Below are 16,328 nucleotides of genomic sequence, written 5' to 3'. Positions count from 1 at the left end.
AAGAAAACGTGTTCGCTTAGAACGTAGTAGCGTGTTGAAAGCCAACGTACTACTACGTTCTAAGTGAGCAGTTTCTGCTTATTTATCCCACCAAACGTGTGTGTCCATTTTGTCGCCCCCCTGTCGCTGAATCGCTTCCTGAACATTGCCCGCATTAACAGATAATTCGGAATCAGGGTAGGTGAGTCGGCGGATGAACGCTTCGGTAATTTCGCCTTTGTAGGGATTCGGTTTCAGCGCCGGAAAACCACTACGTCGGAAATTGGCAAAGGCTTCGGGTCCATTCAGAAAAGAGGCCACCCAATATTGCGTATTGATCAGCTCAAGCTCCTTGCCCGTTTCGAGCGGATGCGACTGGAGATACGTAGCAATATCAGCCGCGCTGATCGCCGACCGATCCGTGTATTTTGCCATGCTCTGCATGTGGGCGCGGATGCCGTTGGCGTACGCTGCGGCTGCGTCGCCCGTGGCCCAGCCCCGTGCAATGGCTTCCGCCAATAACAACTGCGTCTGGGCGTACGTAACCAGGAAAACGGGAGCTGTGGTTGCGCCCAGGCGGGTACGGTCTAACTGCGAATAATCGTAAAAACTGGCTAATCCAGCATTTTTGGCAACACCGCCAATGGCTCCATTATCGTACCCGATGGGCATTCCAATCTGTACTTTTGGATCGGTAGAGGCCCGCGAAGCCACCTGATTAGGGCCGCTGGTTGCACCAACGTAGCGAACGGCGATAGACGCCAAACGCGGGTCGTTGTTGCTTTTCAGGTAATTAAGAAAAGGCTCAGCCAGGTAGTAGTTGTTGGCTTCGGCCGCGTTCAGAAAATCACCGATGGCATTGAGGTACTGCGACGAATGCCGGATGATAGCATCATCGTCAGAGGCTTTCATCAGCCCGCCAGCCACGGCTTTGGCTACGTAGGTTTTTGCCGTTGTCTGATCTACTTTACTCAGGCGCATGGCCGCCCGAAACAGTAGTGAGTAACCAAAGCTTTTCCAGCGTACTACGTTCCCGTTATACAGGATGTCGCTGCTGAAAGCCGCTTTTTTAGTATCCAGTGCAGCCGAAGCTTCATCCAGCTCTTTTAAAATATCCGTATATATGGCCTGCTGCGCGTCATACTTCGGAAAAACAGTGCCGTTGATATAACCCAGACTGGCTTCTTTATAGGGAACATCACCGTAGGAGTCGGTCAGCAACATGCTGGCGTACGAGTGCCAGATGCGGGCAATTTGATACAGATTCGACCGGGCCGGATCATTAGCCGTTGCCGTCTTCACATCGGCCGTGTATTTCAGTACATTCCGATAATATTGCTGCCAGTTTCCCGAATTCCGCGTACGGTTATCGATGTTCAGATTTCCGCCGACCAACGCTCCGCCGAATGGCGTAACGACCTGCTGCACAATGGCAATCTCAAACACCAGCGTCGTGAGCGGATAAGACGTATTGGCAATCGCGGAGTTCATCAGATAAACCGGGTCCAGCGATGTTGGAACGAGTTTATTGGTATTCAAATCGTCGAAGCCTTTATCACAACTGGATAGCAGCAGAGTGCTTGTGAGCAGGCAAACCAGAAAGCGTGCTAATTTTTTCATGATGGCTTAGAATTTAAGGTTTACGTTGACACCAATGCTGCGGGTAGTGGGCGTACCACCGTCGCCACCTAACCCGGTCGACGTATCGGAAATGTTGCTAAACTCCTCTGGGTCAATATTCTGAATCCATTTCTTTAGTATCAATACGTTGTTGGCGACCGCATTAACCCGTATGCCTTTAATGAAGAATGTTTTAGGTAGAAGCTTGGTGAAGTCGTAGCCAAGCGTCACCTGACGAAGTTTCCAGAAACCAGCGTTCTCAACGAATCCTTCCCGAATCTGAGTGTTATCGATCGAATAGAACTGCTGTAAATTAGCTTTCGTAGTATTGACTTCCCCGCCGGGATTGACCCCATCGCCGATGACGTAGTTCTGCTCCCGACCCACCAGCGTGGCCTTATGCAGTCCGTGCCGATACGCGTTCCAGTTTGTTTGCGAGAACATGTCGTGGCCCAGCTTGAAATCAATCAGAAACGACAGGTTGATGCCTTTATAATTGAACTGGTTCGTGATACCACCGAAGTATTTGGGGAGGGCACTTCCCAGCCGAATTAGATCGGGCGTACGTAGCGGCAAACCGGTGTTTTTGTCGAACACTTGCCGGCCCTGGCTGTCGCGTAGATAGCCGAAGCCATAAATTTGGCCTAGGGGCTGACCGACAACAAAGCGAAGGTTTCCGCCAATCGTTACGTCTTTATCGCTGTTCCCGAGCTTCAGCACTTCCGACGTATTGTAGGACGCATTGAAACTGACATTCCATTGAAAATTCGTCGTTTGAACCGGCGCCAGCGTCAGCAACAATTCAACACCCTGCGTTTTACTTTTCCCTACGTTAATCAACTGGCTGGTGTAGGCCGACGCATCCGAGGTTTGAGCCGCCAAGATTTGATCAGAACTCAGTTTTTGATAATACGTCAGATCGACGCCGACCCGATTCTGAAACAGTTTCAATTCGGTACCAAATTCCACCTCCGATACGTTCATCGGATGCAGACTGGCGTTGGGAATCGTACCGGTACTAATTGTGCCAAGCGGCTGAAGGCTACCGTCGTAGCTGGTAAACAGGTTGGCATTGACGCCGTAAAACAGCCGGTTTGCATAGGGCGCAATATCCAGATCGCTACCCACCCGCGCATACGATGCTCGAAGTTTACTAAAAGTCAGCCAGGTGGGCAGATTATCGAAGGCCTGCGAGAAAACAAAGCTACCCGTGACCGATGGATACAAAATACTCCGGTTTTCGGGCGATAACGTAGAGAACCAGTCGTTGCGAGCCGTGGCATTCAGGAATAAAAACTCTTTATACGACACCTCAGCGGCACCATACAATGAATTGATCTGACGTTCTGAGTTGGTAAATCCGGGCTCTTTCTGCCGACCGTTTGCCACGGTATAAAGTCCTTTCACAATAAAATCCTGCACGTATACGCTGCTCAAATCAGACTGGACGTAGCGCTGGTTACCGCCGAGTGTTACGTTGACGCCAAAATCCTTGAATTTACGGGTAGCACTCAACAGAAAGTCCGCATTGATTTCCCGAAAATGACCCGCTTCCTGGTTATAGATGCCGTTGAAAAAACCCGCCGGAGCCGGCGACAGAAAAGCGATTCCGGTCGGGTTATTGTAATCGCGGTTTCGGGCGAAATAATCCTGCCCAACTCGGGCCTGCAAATACAGCCAGTCTGTAAAGTTGTAGCGGGCGGATATATTGCCAAAAAGTCGGTCGCGAGTAATGTTTTCGAAGCGATCATAAGCCGAAATGTACGGATTCGTCCGGTTACGGAAACGCGAAAAAACGGTTTCATTTCCGGCGGCATCATACCGTTTCTGATCCAGTAAATCCAGCGGCATGGAATTAGATAACGTATTGATGACCAGCGCAATGTTAAAGCCGTTTCCCGAAATGACAGGCGGATTTCGGTTATTCTCTTTCGAGTAGTTGACGTTGCCCGAGATGATCAGCTTGGGTGTAATATTCTGCGTAAAACCAAGGTTGATCGTCTTGCGGTGATAATCTGAATTCGGAATGATACTTGTATTATCCAGATTCGAAATCGACAGGTTAAAACCGCCATTAGGCCCTCCTGAGGATACCGCAACCGTATTAGTAAACGTGTAGCCTGTGCGGTAAAATTTCTTGTACCGATTGTATTGCGGTACGTACGGCACTTCAACGCCATCGAATAAGATTTGCGTCATGCCCGGCTGAAAACGCTCACCGAAACTCCACACGCCCGAGGTCGGGTTGGGTGCTGTCGGTCGAACGCCATTTTCACCTTCCCCGTATTCATACTGAAAATCAGTATAATCCAGTGGTGAATCGGACGTAACGTTCGACGTAACTTCGACGCCAATACCCCGATTTGCCCCCTTGGTTCGGGTAGTAATCATGATGACGCCGTCTTTAGCACGGGCTCCGTAAAGGGCAGCCGCAGCAGCACCTTTCAATACGTTCATCGTTTCAATATCGTCGGGATTGATGCTCGATAAACCGTCGCCCCCGTCCGAAGTACCCGTACCGCGCGTTGGGTTGTTCCCGCCAATTCCGTACGTACTGTTGTTAATCGGAATGCCGTTTACAACGATCAACGGGCTGTTTTCGGCGCCAAGGGAAGATTGCCCTCTAATACGTATTTTCGTCGTTCCGGCAGGCCCCGTGCCCATTTGCGTGATGTTTACACCAGCCAGTTTGCCCTGAAGGGCGTTCATGAAATTCGCGGTTTTGTTAACGGCAATCTGTTCGGGCGTTGCCGTTGCCGTGGCGTAACCAAGCGTTTTCGATTCCCGCTTGATACCCAGAGCTGTAACGACAACCTCATCAATATTTCTGGAGTCTTCCGCCAGTACTACGTTGATTGTAGTGGCACCAATATAGGTTTTTTCCTGAGAGATGTAGCCCAGATGCGAGAAAACCAGTCTTCCCGAATTGTCTGGCACATTTAATGAAAAAACGCCATCCACGTTAGTTGTTGTTCCAGTAGTAGTGCCTTTAACGACCACACTTACCCCCGGCAATCCGTCTCCTTTTGCATCCGTGACTTTCCCGTTAATTTCAGTAAGTGCCCGCTTTACGTTCTGGATCAGGCCAACCTGCAGCTCCGGCAGACCTGGTTTACTCTCGATGTCGGCCAGGGTAATACTACTGGCTCTGTTAATAATCGACTTCTCAAAAAGTGCGGCTTCTTCTTTCTTTTTGATGACAATCGTCTTACTGACAATGGAATAGCTTAATGGTTGGTTTCTGAATACTTCATCCAGTACTTTTTCTAACGGCGTATTTTTCACCCGTAACGTAACCCGTTTGCTGATCGTGAGCAGGTTCGATTGCAGAAAGAAGGAATAACCACTCTGTTCTTCCAGCTTTATCATCACTTTTTCAAGTGGTGCGTTACGTTCGTTCAGCGAAATCAATTGGCTGTACCCGGCTGCGTACATATGCAGACAGGCGACTAATAAGAATATGCTGGTGAGATTGAGTCGCATAATCCATGTTCGTTTCGTATCCCGACTCATTTGGGTCAGTCGGGGAGTCATTCGCTGCCTAAGCTGCGTCCAGCGTTCGGACTGGCACAGACGTAGGTAAAAAGTAGAATAGTTCATACTTTTGTACGGGTTTGGGGTTGGTAAAAACTTGTACGTCAACAGGTTTTGCTTATCTGCTCATTGCAGAGAAATCCCAGCCTTTCGCCGGAAGTGCTCGCAACACATTCCGGCTTTTTTTATGAGAAACTCCGCGGCTATTCCGAGCCTTGCCCAGTTTAGCAATTGTCGATCAGGATCTTACGGTTATTTTTCTTCCTTCAATTTTAAAGTTGATGCCACTCAACTGGAGAATTTGAAAAATCTGGGAGAGTGGTACGTCTCTCGAAATCTTTCCTCTAAATTTTGTATCCGGCAGTTTGCCCTGAAAATCAACTTCTACGTCGTACCAGCGGGCAATTTGTCGCATAACGGTAGGCAGGTCCGTATCTTTAAACTGAAACTGCCCGTTCTTCCAGGCTATCGTTTCTTCCAGATCTACTTTCGTAACCAGGTTGAATTTACGCTTTTTGTCGACGGATAGCTGAGCCTGTTCACCGGGTTTAAGGATAATTTCGGTCGCGTTTTCAGCTCGGTCTGGGGTGGTTTTCGTAACCTTAACTTTGCCCTCTAGTAGGGTCGTTTTAACACTGCTTTCATCGGAATAACTGTTAATGTTGAAATGCGTGCCCAATACGTCAACAACCTGGCTGGCTGAATGTACCCGGAAAGGCATCGACTGCTTACGGGCATTTTTCTGGGGCGTTATCTCAAAATAAGCCTCGCCTGTGAGCGACACAATGCGTTCATTGCCAGTAAATTTTGTGGGATATTTAAGTGACGAAGCGGCATTTAACCAGACTTTGCTTCCGTCGGGAAGTATAATCCGAAACTTGCCACCGCGAGGTGTTGTAATCGTATTATAGCTGGGTTGCGCAGGGGATACTTTAGAAGAAACTCCTGCTGAACCTCCTCCATACAAGAGTTGCCCATCAGCCGTTTTTGTAATCACTACGTCGGCTTGCCGGGCGATTTGACCATCAGCTACATCGTCGAGAATTATTTTTGATGCATCGGCTAAAGTTAGCACTGCTTTATTACCACCAGGAGCAAAATCTTTCGGCTTTTCCGCAACAGGTTTGGGAGAATTCTGCTTTTTGAATGACGGGTAAATTAACAATCCTATTATAAGTATTACAGCAGCGGCAGCAACGTAACGTAGTGAACGTATACCTATATACGAGGCATCCTTAGGCGAACTAAATCCGGATTCATGAGCTATTTTTTCCCAAGCTTCGGTTTTGTCAGATGAACCAAAGGCCTCCAGCTCATTACTAATCGTCGACTCCTGAGTCAGCTTGATGAACAGAGCCCGGTTGTGATCGCTTTGGGCAATCCAATCGTCCAGCTCTTTCTGTTCCTGATCACTCAGCACTCCTTTAAGATACTTAGCAATCAGATCTCCCTGTCTAAAATAATGGCTAAAATTATCCATGGTATTGCGTTACCTCATAGAGACACGCAGACCAGGGAATAGGATAAAGGAAATATAAAATTTAAAGAAAATATTTTCTGCAGAAAGGTTGAATTGAATTATATAGAAATCAAGGCTTTGATAATAAGGGGTTTATAGGAAGTTGCTGCTTATAGTAACTAATAGTGAAAACAATTCAGGCGAGAGTCGCATTCGGAGCAGTTCAAGAGCCCGCTGTTTTTGCTTCTTGACGGTGTTGATTGACATGCCTAATTCGTCAGCAATCTCCTGATTTTTTTTGCCCTCCAGATAGCTCATCTCAGATATCGTGCGATAATTAGCAGGTAGCGCTTCAATAGCCGAATGAAGTTCAGCCAGGACCTCGGAGGAGATTATTGCGTCCATGATGGTTAATTCTTCCGACTCTGAAAGACCGTTACGTAACCAGTAATCATCTACGACTTTATTATGCCGTATTACGTTCAGACTAGCGTTACGTACTGTTGTGTAGAGGTAGTTTTTGATGGCAACCTTGGTGGGAAAGATATTTTCCCGTTCCTGCCAGTATTTTATAAAAGCGTCCTGCGTAATGTCCTGAGCCTGTGCCTGATCCCGGAGTATCTGTCCTGAGAAGTAGACAAGCCGGTCGTAGAATTCCTTAAATAGCGCATCTAGCTCCAGCGACTCCGAAGTTACTTCTGGATTTTTCCTAATCGACGTTAGTTGCTTGAGTACTCCCATTACACGGTGAGTTTTACGTATGAAAAGCAGAATCGTTGATTTAATACTTGCTGCTCTCTACTGTGTTAGTCTGATAATGGTATTAAAAATTTTATAAATCCATTATTTTTTTGGATCTATCTGATACTAAATAACATAATTACCTTAATAAAATCTTAATAAAACCTTAATTTCTACAAATAGATCTATTAAAGTTTATAAAAACGCAATTTGTCCTGTTAACTAAGCAACCAAACGAACTTCCATACAACGTAGAACAGGTACGTTTTAATCGATGATGGCAGAGAAGGGTTGCTCGTACTCTTCCCCGTAGATAGCTTTATAGTCCCGGAGGAATCGCTCGAAGGTGTTTTTGGCCAACGAATGTTTGCCCATCAACGACAGGGCCTTGCATTTTAAAATGATAGCGTCTTCGCTGACAGGGTCGTAATCAAAAATGAAGTTTGTAATTTGAAGTAAGAGCTCAGGATCTTCGCTGATGGTTAACGTATTGGCATACTTCAGGAACGTATTGATAATCCGGTTTGAAATGTCGGCCTTGAAATCGTCCAGCCAGTAATATTCGGTGTTTTGCAAGAACGGGCCTCGTTTTGTAATCTCGCCCAACTCCATAATTGCCGGTTTGGTTAGGAGAATATTATTATTTATAATAGTCATATACCGCTCATAATCAACGTAGAGCGGCTGGTCGAAATTAAACTCGATTTTCCAATAGCCCGATTCCTTAGAAAGCGAACAAAACTCAACTTTCTCCAACAGATTCCGCAGTTTCGTGATGTTGACAGAGCGGTTATTGCTGGCTTCCCGACCGGACTTATCAGGCCAGAGAATCTCGTTCAACTTTTCGGAGGCTACTCCGCGCTGTTTACCAATGCTATTGAGCGCCAGTAGCAGAAAAAGCTCTTTTAAAAGAGGAGTGAAGGACTTTGTTATATCGATGCCTGAATGATCGAGTACCTGAAAATTGCCAAAAAAGAAAATACTAGACTGCAAGGCTGGCTCCTTAATCAAGGGCTGTAGAATCGAGGGGACTTCCGGCGTCGATAATGGGGTTGTGTGAGGTAACGTATCGTTTAATAGTGGCTGATCTTGATTCGAAACCGGTTCTTTTCTAACTGGTAGGCGTCGTTGGCGAATATAAATGAAGAGAGCAACCATACCTAAACCAGCGATAACGTACCACCAATAGGGGATAACTGCCTGTTGTTCCTGAGCTGTCTGTACCGTTAACGCATTAGGCGGAAATGAAATAGAATACAGCTTTACATCGGTTGTATGAGCTTCCTCATTTTGATACAACGTAACGACGATAAGTTTCTGACTAATAGGGCAGTAATACAGGTCAGCGTATGAGTGAATGTCGTGAAACGAGTAGGGGATAGGGTTGCCCACTACCTCGTAAGATGGCTTATTCAATGAGCCCCGAATCAATTGCAACTGCGCCTTAAACTGCTGATTGGGAAAAATAAGACCGTAATATTCCTTCGATTTTGTATCAATCATCAACGAGTTGGCAAACGCAAAATCCGTTTTCGGTACGTTCAGTTCATAGACTTTTCGGAACGTATTGGTTTTTGTTAAGTACTCCAATACGTCATACGAGTTTTTGGGATTAAGCATCTGTTCCCCGGTCAGGCTTCCGTAACCACCAATGATATAAGACGTATCAGTGGTGGAAGTTGTACCTAGAGCGGCCAGATAACGTGGCGTATACGTATTACCGTTCGTAGCAAGCGTATCCCAGGTTTTGGCGGCAAAACGGTAACGTAACACTCTGTTTTTATAGGTCAACTGGCCATAACCACCCAAAATATACAGCGACGAATCAGAGCGGGAAATGAATTTATTCGCGTGCCAATATTCGGTTACGTTAATTGCGCTGGGGGAAACCGTCTCCGCAGTCCAGTCTCTGGTAGCTGGATTGCAACTGTATACAGACTTTTGGTCTACGAAAAAGCTATAGAGCCGACGATTAAATGGATTAAAAATGGCCTGACTGCCCCGAAACAGATTTAGAGGAGGATTTTTATGGTCCTGAACGGTGCTTCGGTGGGTCGGAACAACGTATTGATACAGTTTTTCAGAGCCAATAACGTAGACCGTTTCGGTAACAGGATCAAATGCTACGTTGGCATAGCCCTTCATCGAAAACTGGCTATTCTTTTTCCACTCACTATGCAACGACTTGATCCAGACCGGGTTTTTGACCGTAGCAAGTTGTCCATCAATTTCGTCTTTGGTTGTCGTGCCGTTTATTTCCTTTAACGGCCAGACGTGTTTTCGCTGGCCATTTTCTGTCAGAACAATGTCTTTAATATTCATCGGGGGCAAATCTTTCGATTTGAATTGCCCGAACTCATTACTCCCGAAAAATAGCTTGTAACAACCTTCATTCTTAAACGATACGTTGTCTTTGATAACCAGCTTGTTATTTACAGAAACTAGCAACGAATGCTGGCTTGTATTCCACTTAATACTAAACCGGTTCCACTGTTTATATAGGTGCGCCGAATCGAGACGGATAACCGATTGAGCCAGCCGATCACCAATGATCATTTTAAAACTTTTCGACTTTTGCTCGTAGAGTAGATCAAGGTTCTGTTTATCGTCCTGAATAATTCTGAAAATGTAGCCGAAATAGGTTGTGTAATTAGGCACCAGGGTCAAATCAAACGAAACCTCTGCATCACCTTTCAGACAGATTGGATGCTCAGGCGTGAGGTTCAGTGAGGTGCGGCTGTCCTGAATTTCTTCGTGGCCAACAAATCGTAATCCATACGTCTGCGCATGGATGGCGGTTGAAGCCATCAACAGCACCATTACGCTACGTACGAATCGATAATATATTTCTCGAAGGATCGCCAAGTTGTATTCAGCTTTATAAACGGATCGCTACGTGTGGAGAAATTCCTGCTGGAATGCGTTGTTACAAGAATTCTCTACACGATACTGCCTCTAAGTTACCAGTTATCCGCTTGCTATCAAAGTGGCTTATTATCCTCAAAAAGAATAAGAAAATTCACAAAATATAGCCTTTTAGTCTAATTGTTAAGCTTTTATTAAGATATTTTTAACCCTCTCCGGCGTTCTTCGTGCCATGTTTAATCCAAATAAATCCGGGTTTATGCACAGAAATTTATTTGCCCAAAGGAGAATAAGGAGGTTGATTCGCCGATCCGTTTGGGGAACGCTACTACTGAACGTAGCACTCACACTGAACGTAGAAGCACAACACTTACTGGCCCGCCATACGAACGTATCGACCAGCACACTAACGAACGTGGCGTTAGCTTCCTCGTTGAATCGCGCCCCACTGGACCGGACCATTACTGGTAAAGTCGTTGACGAAAAGGGGGGCGTATTGCCAGGTGTGAGTGTCGTCTTAAAAGGGTCGAACCGTGGAACGACGACCAGCGATAAGGGCACGTATTCATTAAGTGTGCCGAATGGTCAGGCGATTTTAGTTTTTTCGTTTGTCGGATATGAATCGAAGGAAGTCGAAGTTGGGAACCAGACAAGCATCGAAGTTTCGCTGAAAGAAGATGCCAAGGCACTGAATGAAATTGTGGTCGTCGGCTACGGCGTTCAGAAGAAAGTGAACGTAACGGGGGCCATTGCTCAGGTGAACAATAAAGAATTGGTGATCAACGCCAACAGCGACGTAACTAATACGTTGACCGGTCGGGCTCCCGGCGTTCGGGTGACGCAGTTGTCGAGCCAGCCGGGCAAGTATGATTCGCAGATTGATATTCGGGGTTTTAGCTACACCGACCCGAACGATATTAACGGGAATCAGACGGGCGGACCACTGATTATTGTCGATGGTGTACAGCGGGACAAAGCGGGTTTCGACCGGTTAGACCCGAACGAAATTGAAAGCGTATCGGTCCTGAAAGATGCTACAGCGGCTATTTATGGCGTAAAAGCGGCTAATGGCGTTATTCTGGTCACGACCCGGAAAGGCAGTCAGGGTAAAGTGCAGGTGAACTACACGGGTCACTACGGGCAACAGATTATCACTCAATATCCGCAACTGTCAAATGCCTACCAGTACGCAAGTCTCTTCAATGAGATGCAGATCAACAATAACATCAGCAATCGGCTGGAGATGACGCCCCCACGATTTTCGGATCAGCAACTGGCCGATTTTCAGAGTGGAAAGCTGGCCAGTACGGATTTTCTGAAAGCGGTCATGCGTGATCGGGCCGGTCAGCAGCAGCATAACCTGACGGTGAACGGCGGCACTGACAAGCTTCGGTATTTTGCGTCAGCAGGTTATTTCAACGAAGGGGGGCTTTTCAATTCGGATATTATGACCGGTAAAAAGTATAACCTCCGGTTTAACATCGACGCGGAGTTGACGCAAGGGCTTACCATGGGCGCAAATCTGGCCTTTATCAACTCCATCAGCAAAGAGCCAAGTCAGGCGATTTGGGCGTTGTTAAAAAATGTCTGGCAGTGGGACCCAACCGAGCCGCTTTACTCCAACAACGATCCTAATTACCTGCGTCAGCCACTGAGTTCGCTAAGCCATCCCATCGCCGATTTTTCGGAAGCGTACAGTGGGTATAACAAAAATGACGAGAAGTTTCTGACCTCGACTTTCCATCTGACCTACAATCTACCGTTCGTTAAGGGGTTGAGTGTCAAAGCGCAGTATGCCTACGATATCAACTATAGTTTCCGGAAGCAGTTCACCAAGAAGTACAATCAGTACGATTACGTAGTAGACCCGGTCACGACTCAGCTGACCCAAAAAGCGTATGGCCACCTGGCGCCATCCCGGTTAACGGAAGCCTTTGGACAGGGTAAACGTAACGATATTCAGTTGTCGTTTAATTACCAGAATACGTTCGGCAAGCATACCATTGGGGCACTGGGACTGTATGAGCAAATCGACCGGGAGAACAACAGCAACAGCGCCAATACGCAATTTATTATTGACGCCGTTGATCAGCTTGTGGCCGGTAACCGTAAGACGGACGCTATTGGATCGGGTTATAGCTCAAGCGCTAACATGAGCTACGTCGGTCGGGTGAATTACGATTATTCGGGCAAGTATCTGGCCGAAGCGGGTTTCCGGTATGATGGCTCGTCCAGCTTTCCAAAGAATAGTCGGTGGGGTTTCTTCCCTTACGTATCGGCTGGATGGCGGCTTTCCGAAGAACCGTTTATTCGCAACAACGCGCCATTTATCAGCAACCTGAAACTGCGCGGTTCGTACGGAATTTTGGGTGATGACGGTATTGCCGGTTCTTCGTTCCAGTTCCTGACGGGCTATACGTACCCGAGCAGTGGCTACCAGTTCGGCACTACGTTCGTGGGTGGACTTGGCTTTAAAAACTCAGCCAACCCGAACATTACGTGGTACACCTCAACCACCACCGATTTCGGTATCGAGGGCGCTTTCTGGAATGGCTTACTAACGCTTGAAGCCGACGTATTTCGGCGCGACCGGGACGGCTTACTCGCTGACCGTATCTCGACGATACCCGCTACGTATGGGGTAAACCTGCCGCAGGAAAACATCAATCAAGACCGCACGCAGGGTTTTGAGATCGTGCTGGGCCATCGGAACAAGTACAAGGGCGTCAACTACTCGATCTCGGCCAACATGAGTTACGCCCGAACGCAGTATCGTTACCGCGAAGAAACGCCCGCCAACAGCGATTACGATTACTGGCGGAATCGGAACGCCGGTCGGTTCAATGACATCGTTTGGGGCTACAAAACCGACGGCCAATTCACCAGCTACGAAGAAATCAGAAACTGGCCCATCATGGACGGAGCCGGCAACCGGACAATCCTGCCAGGCGACATTCGCTACGTTGACTTAAACGGCGATGGCATTATTAATAACCTGGACGAAACTGTCATCGGGCGTGGTCAGAGTAAACCGTCTATTTACTTCGGTACGAATATTAGTCTGTCGTGGAAAGGTTTCGACGTAGCGGTTTTGTTCCAGGGGGCAACGATGTATCAGGTGGCTTATCAGGATCAGTTGTCAAGACCCTTCTATTTTTCCTCGGGTAATACTGGATCAAACCCAATCTCGATCTTCAACGACCGTTGGCACCGTTCGAACGTAGCCGATGCGGCCAGTGAGTGGATTCCGGGTAAATATCCCTCGACTGGTCAGCGGCAGAATTACAAGAGCAACGAATTCTGGCGGTTCGATGCTACGTATCTGCGGTTGAAAAGCCTCGAAGTTGGCTACAGTCTGCCCAAAGAATTACTCAACAAAGCGCACATCCGAGGGCTACGCGTTTTCGCCAACGGCTACAATCTGGCTACCTGGTCGAAGGGGCTTGATTTCGTTGATCCGGAATACACGGACGACCGATTGTACAGCTACAATTATCCGCTGACGATGAACCTGAATCTGGGTGTCCAACTTTCTTTTTAATACGTAACGACGATGAAGAGTTTTAAAAAATACCTGATCCTACTGTGCATCGGCGGTTTATATGCCTGTAACGATAGCTTGCTGGATAAACGACCTGTTGATTTATTAAGTCCCGAACAGGTTTATAATAGTCCCGAGGCTGTTGAAGCTTACTTTGCTACGTTGTATAAAGACTTACCGATTGAAGATTTTAGCTATTGCAACGGGCGATTTGGCGAATTTCCGGCCAACGGCGATGGCTACACTTCCAATTGGACCTGGGAAACGACTAATTCAACCAACGCGTCAAATAACGACGAGAACTGGGGGAAACTGTATCGGGCAATACGTAACGTCAATACGTTCATCAAAGAGATCGCCACGGTCAATATTCCTGAGAATACCAAAAACGCATACGTAGCAGAAGCCAAATTTGTACGGGCCTATTACTACCAGGAGCTCGTGAAATTCTGGGGTGGCGTTCCAATCTTACTAGAGCCGCAAAACATAACGGATGGCACGGCGGCTGATCTCAATCTGCCACGTAGCAAAGAGGCTGAGGTTTGGGATCTGGTTAAATCGGATCTAGATTTTGCTGCGGCCAATTTACCGCCAACCAGTGTTTACGGAAGAGCCAATAAATACGTAGCGCTGGCGCTGTTATCAAGAACCATGTTGCATGCCGGTTCCATTGCTAAGTTCGGAACGGTGCAGTTGGATGGGCTGGTAGGTGTTGATCCGGCGAAGGCCACTACGTATCTCCAGTCTGCCTACGATGCCGCGAAGAAAATCATCGATGACGGAAAATACAGTCTGTTCAACAAGTATCCGAACGATAAGGCGCAGAACTTTCAACTGCTCTTTTACGAACTTCAGGGCAATTCGGAAGCGATTTTCTGCAAGGGCTGGGACTATGAATCGACCCGCCGGACGCACTCGCAGGATTTGATGGCGCTGCCAGTGGTAATCCAATCACCCATCGGATACGCCAACCGGATGACACCGACCCTGGAAATGGCCGAGCGGTTCGACTACGTTGATGGAACGCCCGGTACGCTCAACATCGGCACCCCCACTGCGTATGTTCACTACAAAAATCCACAGGACGTATTTAAGAATAAAGACCCACGATTTTTCGGGTCCATTATTTCAACCGGAAGCCCATTTAAAGGAGCTGAGATTACCGGGCAACGCGGGGTTATTTACAACGGGGTGAGATACAACGGTACCGGCCTCAATCAGTATTTTGATATTGACAAGCGACAAATCGTAGCGGCTCCAACGGCCAATTCGGTTCGCGCAACGGGCAATTCGAACAACGGGGCCGTTACGTTCTGGCAGAAGAAGTTTTTAGATCCTACGCGCCCCGCCAATTTATGCGTGGACTGGTCGTCGGAAACGGACTGGCTGGATATGCGCCTGGGCGAGGTGCTGCTGAATTACGCCGAAGTTGCTTTTGAATTGGGCAAACCGACTTCGGAGGCTCTCGGGGCTATTAATCAGCTTCGTACACGGGCGGGCGTAGCCGCTCTGGCGACCATCGACCGGGACAAAATCCGCAAAGAACGCTCGGTAGAACTGGCTTTTGAAAACCGGACCTTCTGGGATTTACGCAGATGGCGCACACTAACCACCGAATTCAGCGGCTGGATTCCTAGTGGACTTTATATCTACTACGACGTCAACGCCAAAGATTATGTCTTTGAAAAAACGCCCAATGGCGGTGGCAAAACGTATCAGGCCAAGGATTATTACTTCCAGATTCCAGCGTCCGAACGTAGTAAGGCAGGCTCTAAACTCGGTAACGGAAACCCTGGCTATTAAATGTATCAACTCATGAAGACCCGACAACTTTTAGGACTCTTTTCGCTGCTGACCGTTACGTTCAGTGGTTGTAATAAATGGGACAATTTTGTCCAGCCCGAATCTGGCATCTACGGTAAACTGACCGACGCAGAAAATGGTCAGGCCCTGCAACTCCGGCAACCCGGCGGGGGAACCGTGCGGTTTATCCAATGGGATAAGGCTAAATATCCGAACCCAGGTACAACCGATATCGAACTGAAAGCCAATGGTGAATTTTCAGCTACCCAGTTTTTTGCTGGTACGTACAAAGCCTTCCCTCGCGACGGAGCGTTTCTCTATCAACCCGCCGATTCAGCGACCGTACAGTTGTCTGATGGAAATCGGACCGAAGTGAATTTTAAGGTAACACCTTATTACCGGGTGTCAGCAAGTATCGCCGATAGTACGTTTACGTATACCATTACGAAACCGGCGGCCAATACGACCACGAAAATTTCGCAGGTGATTTTCATGATCAATAATTACGCGATTGTCGACGAAAGTGTCAGTTCTAATACGTCAGGGTATTACATTAATCTTTGGCGTCAGGACATTCCATCGGCCACGACGGATGCCAGTATCGTAGGCGTGCCGCGAACGTTCACGTTTAAATGGTCGGAAACCCATTTGCCCAAAGGAGAATATTATTTTAGGGTGGGTGTACGAACAACGGCCGTGGCAAAATACAATTATAGTCCGGTCATAAAAGCCACCGTTCGTTAAGTCAGTTTATTTACCCCTGGCCAAAAACCAGGGGTAATTTTT

At 47.5% G+C, this 16,328-nt stretch carries 8 protein-coding genes; 3 read left to right on the top strand and 5 right to left on the bottom strand.

The window, feature by feature from the left end; all coding sequences use genetic code 11:
* Positions 1-78 precede the first annotated feature (78 nt).
* The 5 genes from ACYVF1_RS12455 to ACYVF1_RS12435 form a co-directional block, all read right to left on the bottom strand.
* Positions 79-1,599, bottom strand: a complete 1,521-nt coding sequence (locus ACYVF1_RS12455) for a SusD/RagB family nutrient-binding outer membrane lipoprotein (protein WP_461079120.1) — start codon at positions 1,597-1,599, stop codon at positions 79-81.
* A gap of 6 nt (positions 1,600-1,605) precedes the next feature.
* Positions 1,606-5,199: a SusC/RagA family TonB-linked outer membrane protein gene (locus tag ACYVF1_RS12450; RefSeq protein WP_461079119.1), complete on the bottom strand. Its 3,594-nt coding sequence runs from the start codon at positions 5,197-5,199 to the stop codon at positions 1,606-1,608.
* A 172-nt stretch (positions 5,200-5,371) separates the two neighbouring features.
* Positions 5,372-6,613, bottom strand: coding sequence for a FecR family protein (locus tag ACYVF1_RS12445; protein WP_461079117.1), 1,242 nt, complete (start codon positions 6,611-6,613; stop codon positions 5,372-5,374).
* Between the two features lie 132 nt (positions 6,614-6,745).
* A complete protein-coding gene (locus tag ACYVF1_RS12440; RefSeq protein ID WP_461079115.1) occupies positions 6,746-7,333 on the bottom strand; it encodes an RNA polymerase sigma-70 factor in 588 nt (195 codons plus the stop codon).
* Between the two features lie 267 nt (positions 7,334-7,600).
* The gene (locus ACYVF1_RS12435) at positions 7,601-10,198 is read right to left on the bottom strand and encodes a kelch repeat-containing protein (protein WP_461079113.1); all 2,598 of its coding nucleotides are present in this window, start codon (positions 10,196-10,198) and stop codon (positions 7,601-7,603) included.
* A 259-nt stretch (positions 10,199-10,457) separates the two neighbouring features.
* Between ACYVF1_RS12435 and ACYVF1_RS12430 the strand changes: the two genes are divergently transcribed.
* From ACYVF1_RS12430 to ACYVF1_RS12420, 3 genes are read left to right on the top strand one after another with little or no spacing between them, the layout of a single operon-like run.
* Positions 10,458-13,739: a SusC/RagA family TonB-linked outer membrane protein gene (locus ACYVF1_RS12430; protein WP_461079111.1), complete on the top strand. Its 3,282-nt coding sequence runs from the start codon at positions 10,458-10,460 to the stop codon at positions 13,737-13,739.
* Positions 13,740-13,751: 12 nt separating this feature from the next.
* Positions 13,752-15,542, top strand: a complete 1,791-nt coding sequence (locus tag ACYVF1_RS12425; RefSeq protein ID WP_461079109.1) for a RagB/SusD family nutrient uptake outer membrane protein — start codon at positions 13,752-13,754, stop codon at positions 15,540-15,542.
* 12 nt (positions 15,543-15,554) lie between these two features.
* A complete protein-coding gene (locus ACYVF1_RS12420) occupies positions 15,555-16,286 on the top strand; it encodes a DUF3823 domain-containing protein (protein ID WP_461079107.1) in 732 nt (243 codons plus the stop codon).
* Positions 16,287-16,328: the final 42 nt, after the last annotated feature.

The organism is Spirosoma flavus, assembly GCF_054778555.1.
This window is presented reverse-complemented; position numbering and strand designations above follow the sequence as displayed.

Coding starts and splice junctions, on each gene's coding strand:
- ACYVF1_RS12455 (WP_461079120.1), bottom strand. CDS start 1,599: ATGAAAAAATTAGCACGCTTTCTGGTTTGCCTGCTCACAAGCACTCTG.
- ACYVF1_RS12450 (WP_461079119.1), bottom strand. CDS start 5,199: ATGAACTATTCTACTTTTTACCTACGTCTGTGCCAGTCCGAACGCTGG.
- ACYVF1_RS12445 (WP_461079117.1), bottom strand. CDS start 6,613: ATGGATAATTTTAGCCATTATTTTAGACAGGGAGATCTGATTGCTAAG.
- ACYVF1_RS12440 (WP_461079115.1), bottom strand. CDS start 7,333: ATGGGAGTACTCAAGCAACTAACGTCGATTAGGAAAAATCCAGAAGTA.
- ACYVF1_RS12430 (WP_461079111.1), top strand. CDS start 10,458: ATGCACAGAAATTTATTTGCCCAAAGGAGAATAAGGAGGTTGATTCGC.
- ACYVF1_RS12425 (WP_461079109.1), top strand. CDS start 13,752: ATGAAGAGTTTTAAAAAATACCTGATCCTACTGTGCATCGGCGGTTTA.
- ACYVF1_RS12420 (WP_461079107.1), top strand. CDS start 15,555: ATGAAGACCCGACAACTTTTAGGACTCTTTTCGCTGCTGACCGTTACG.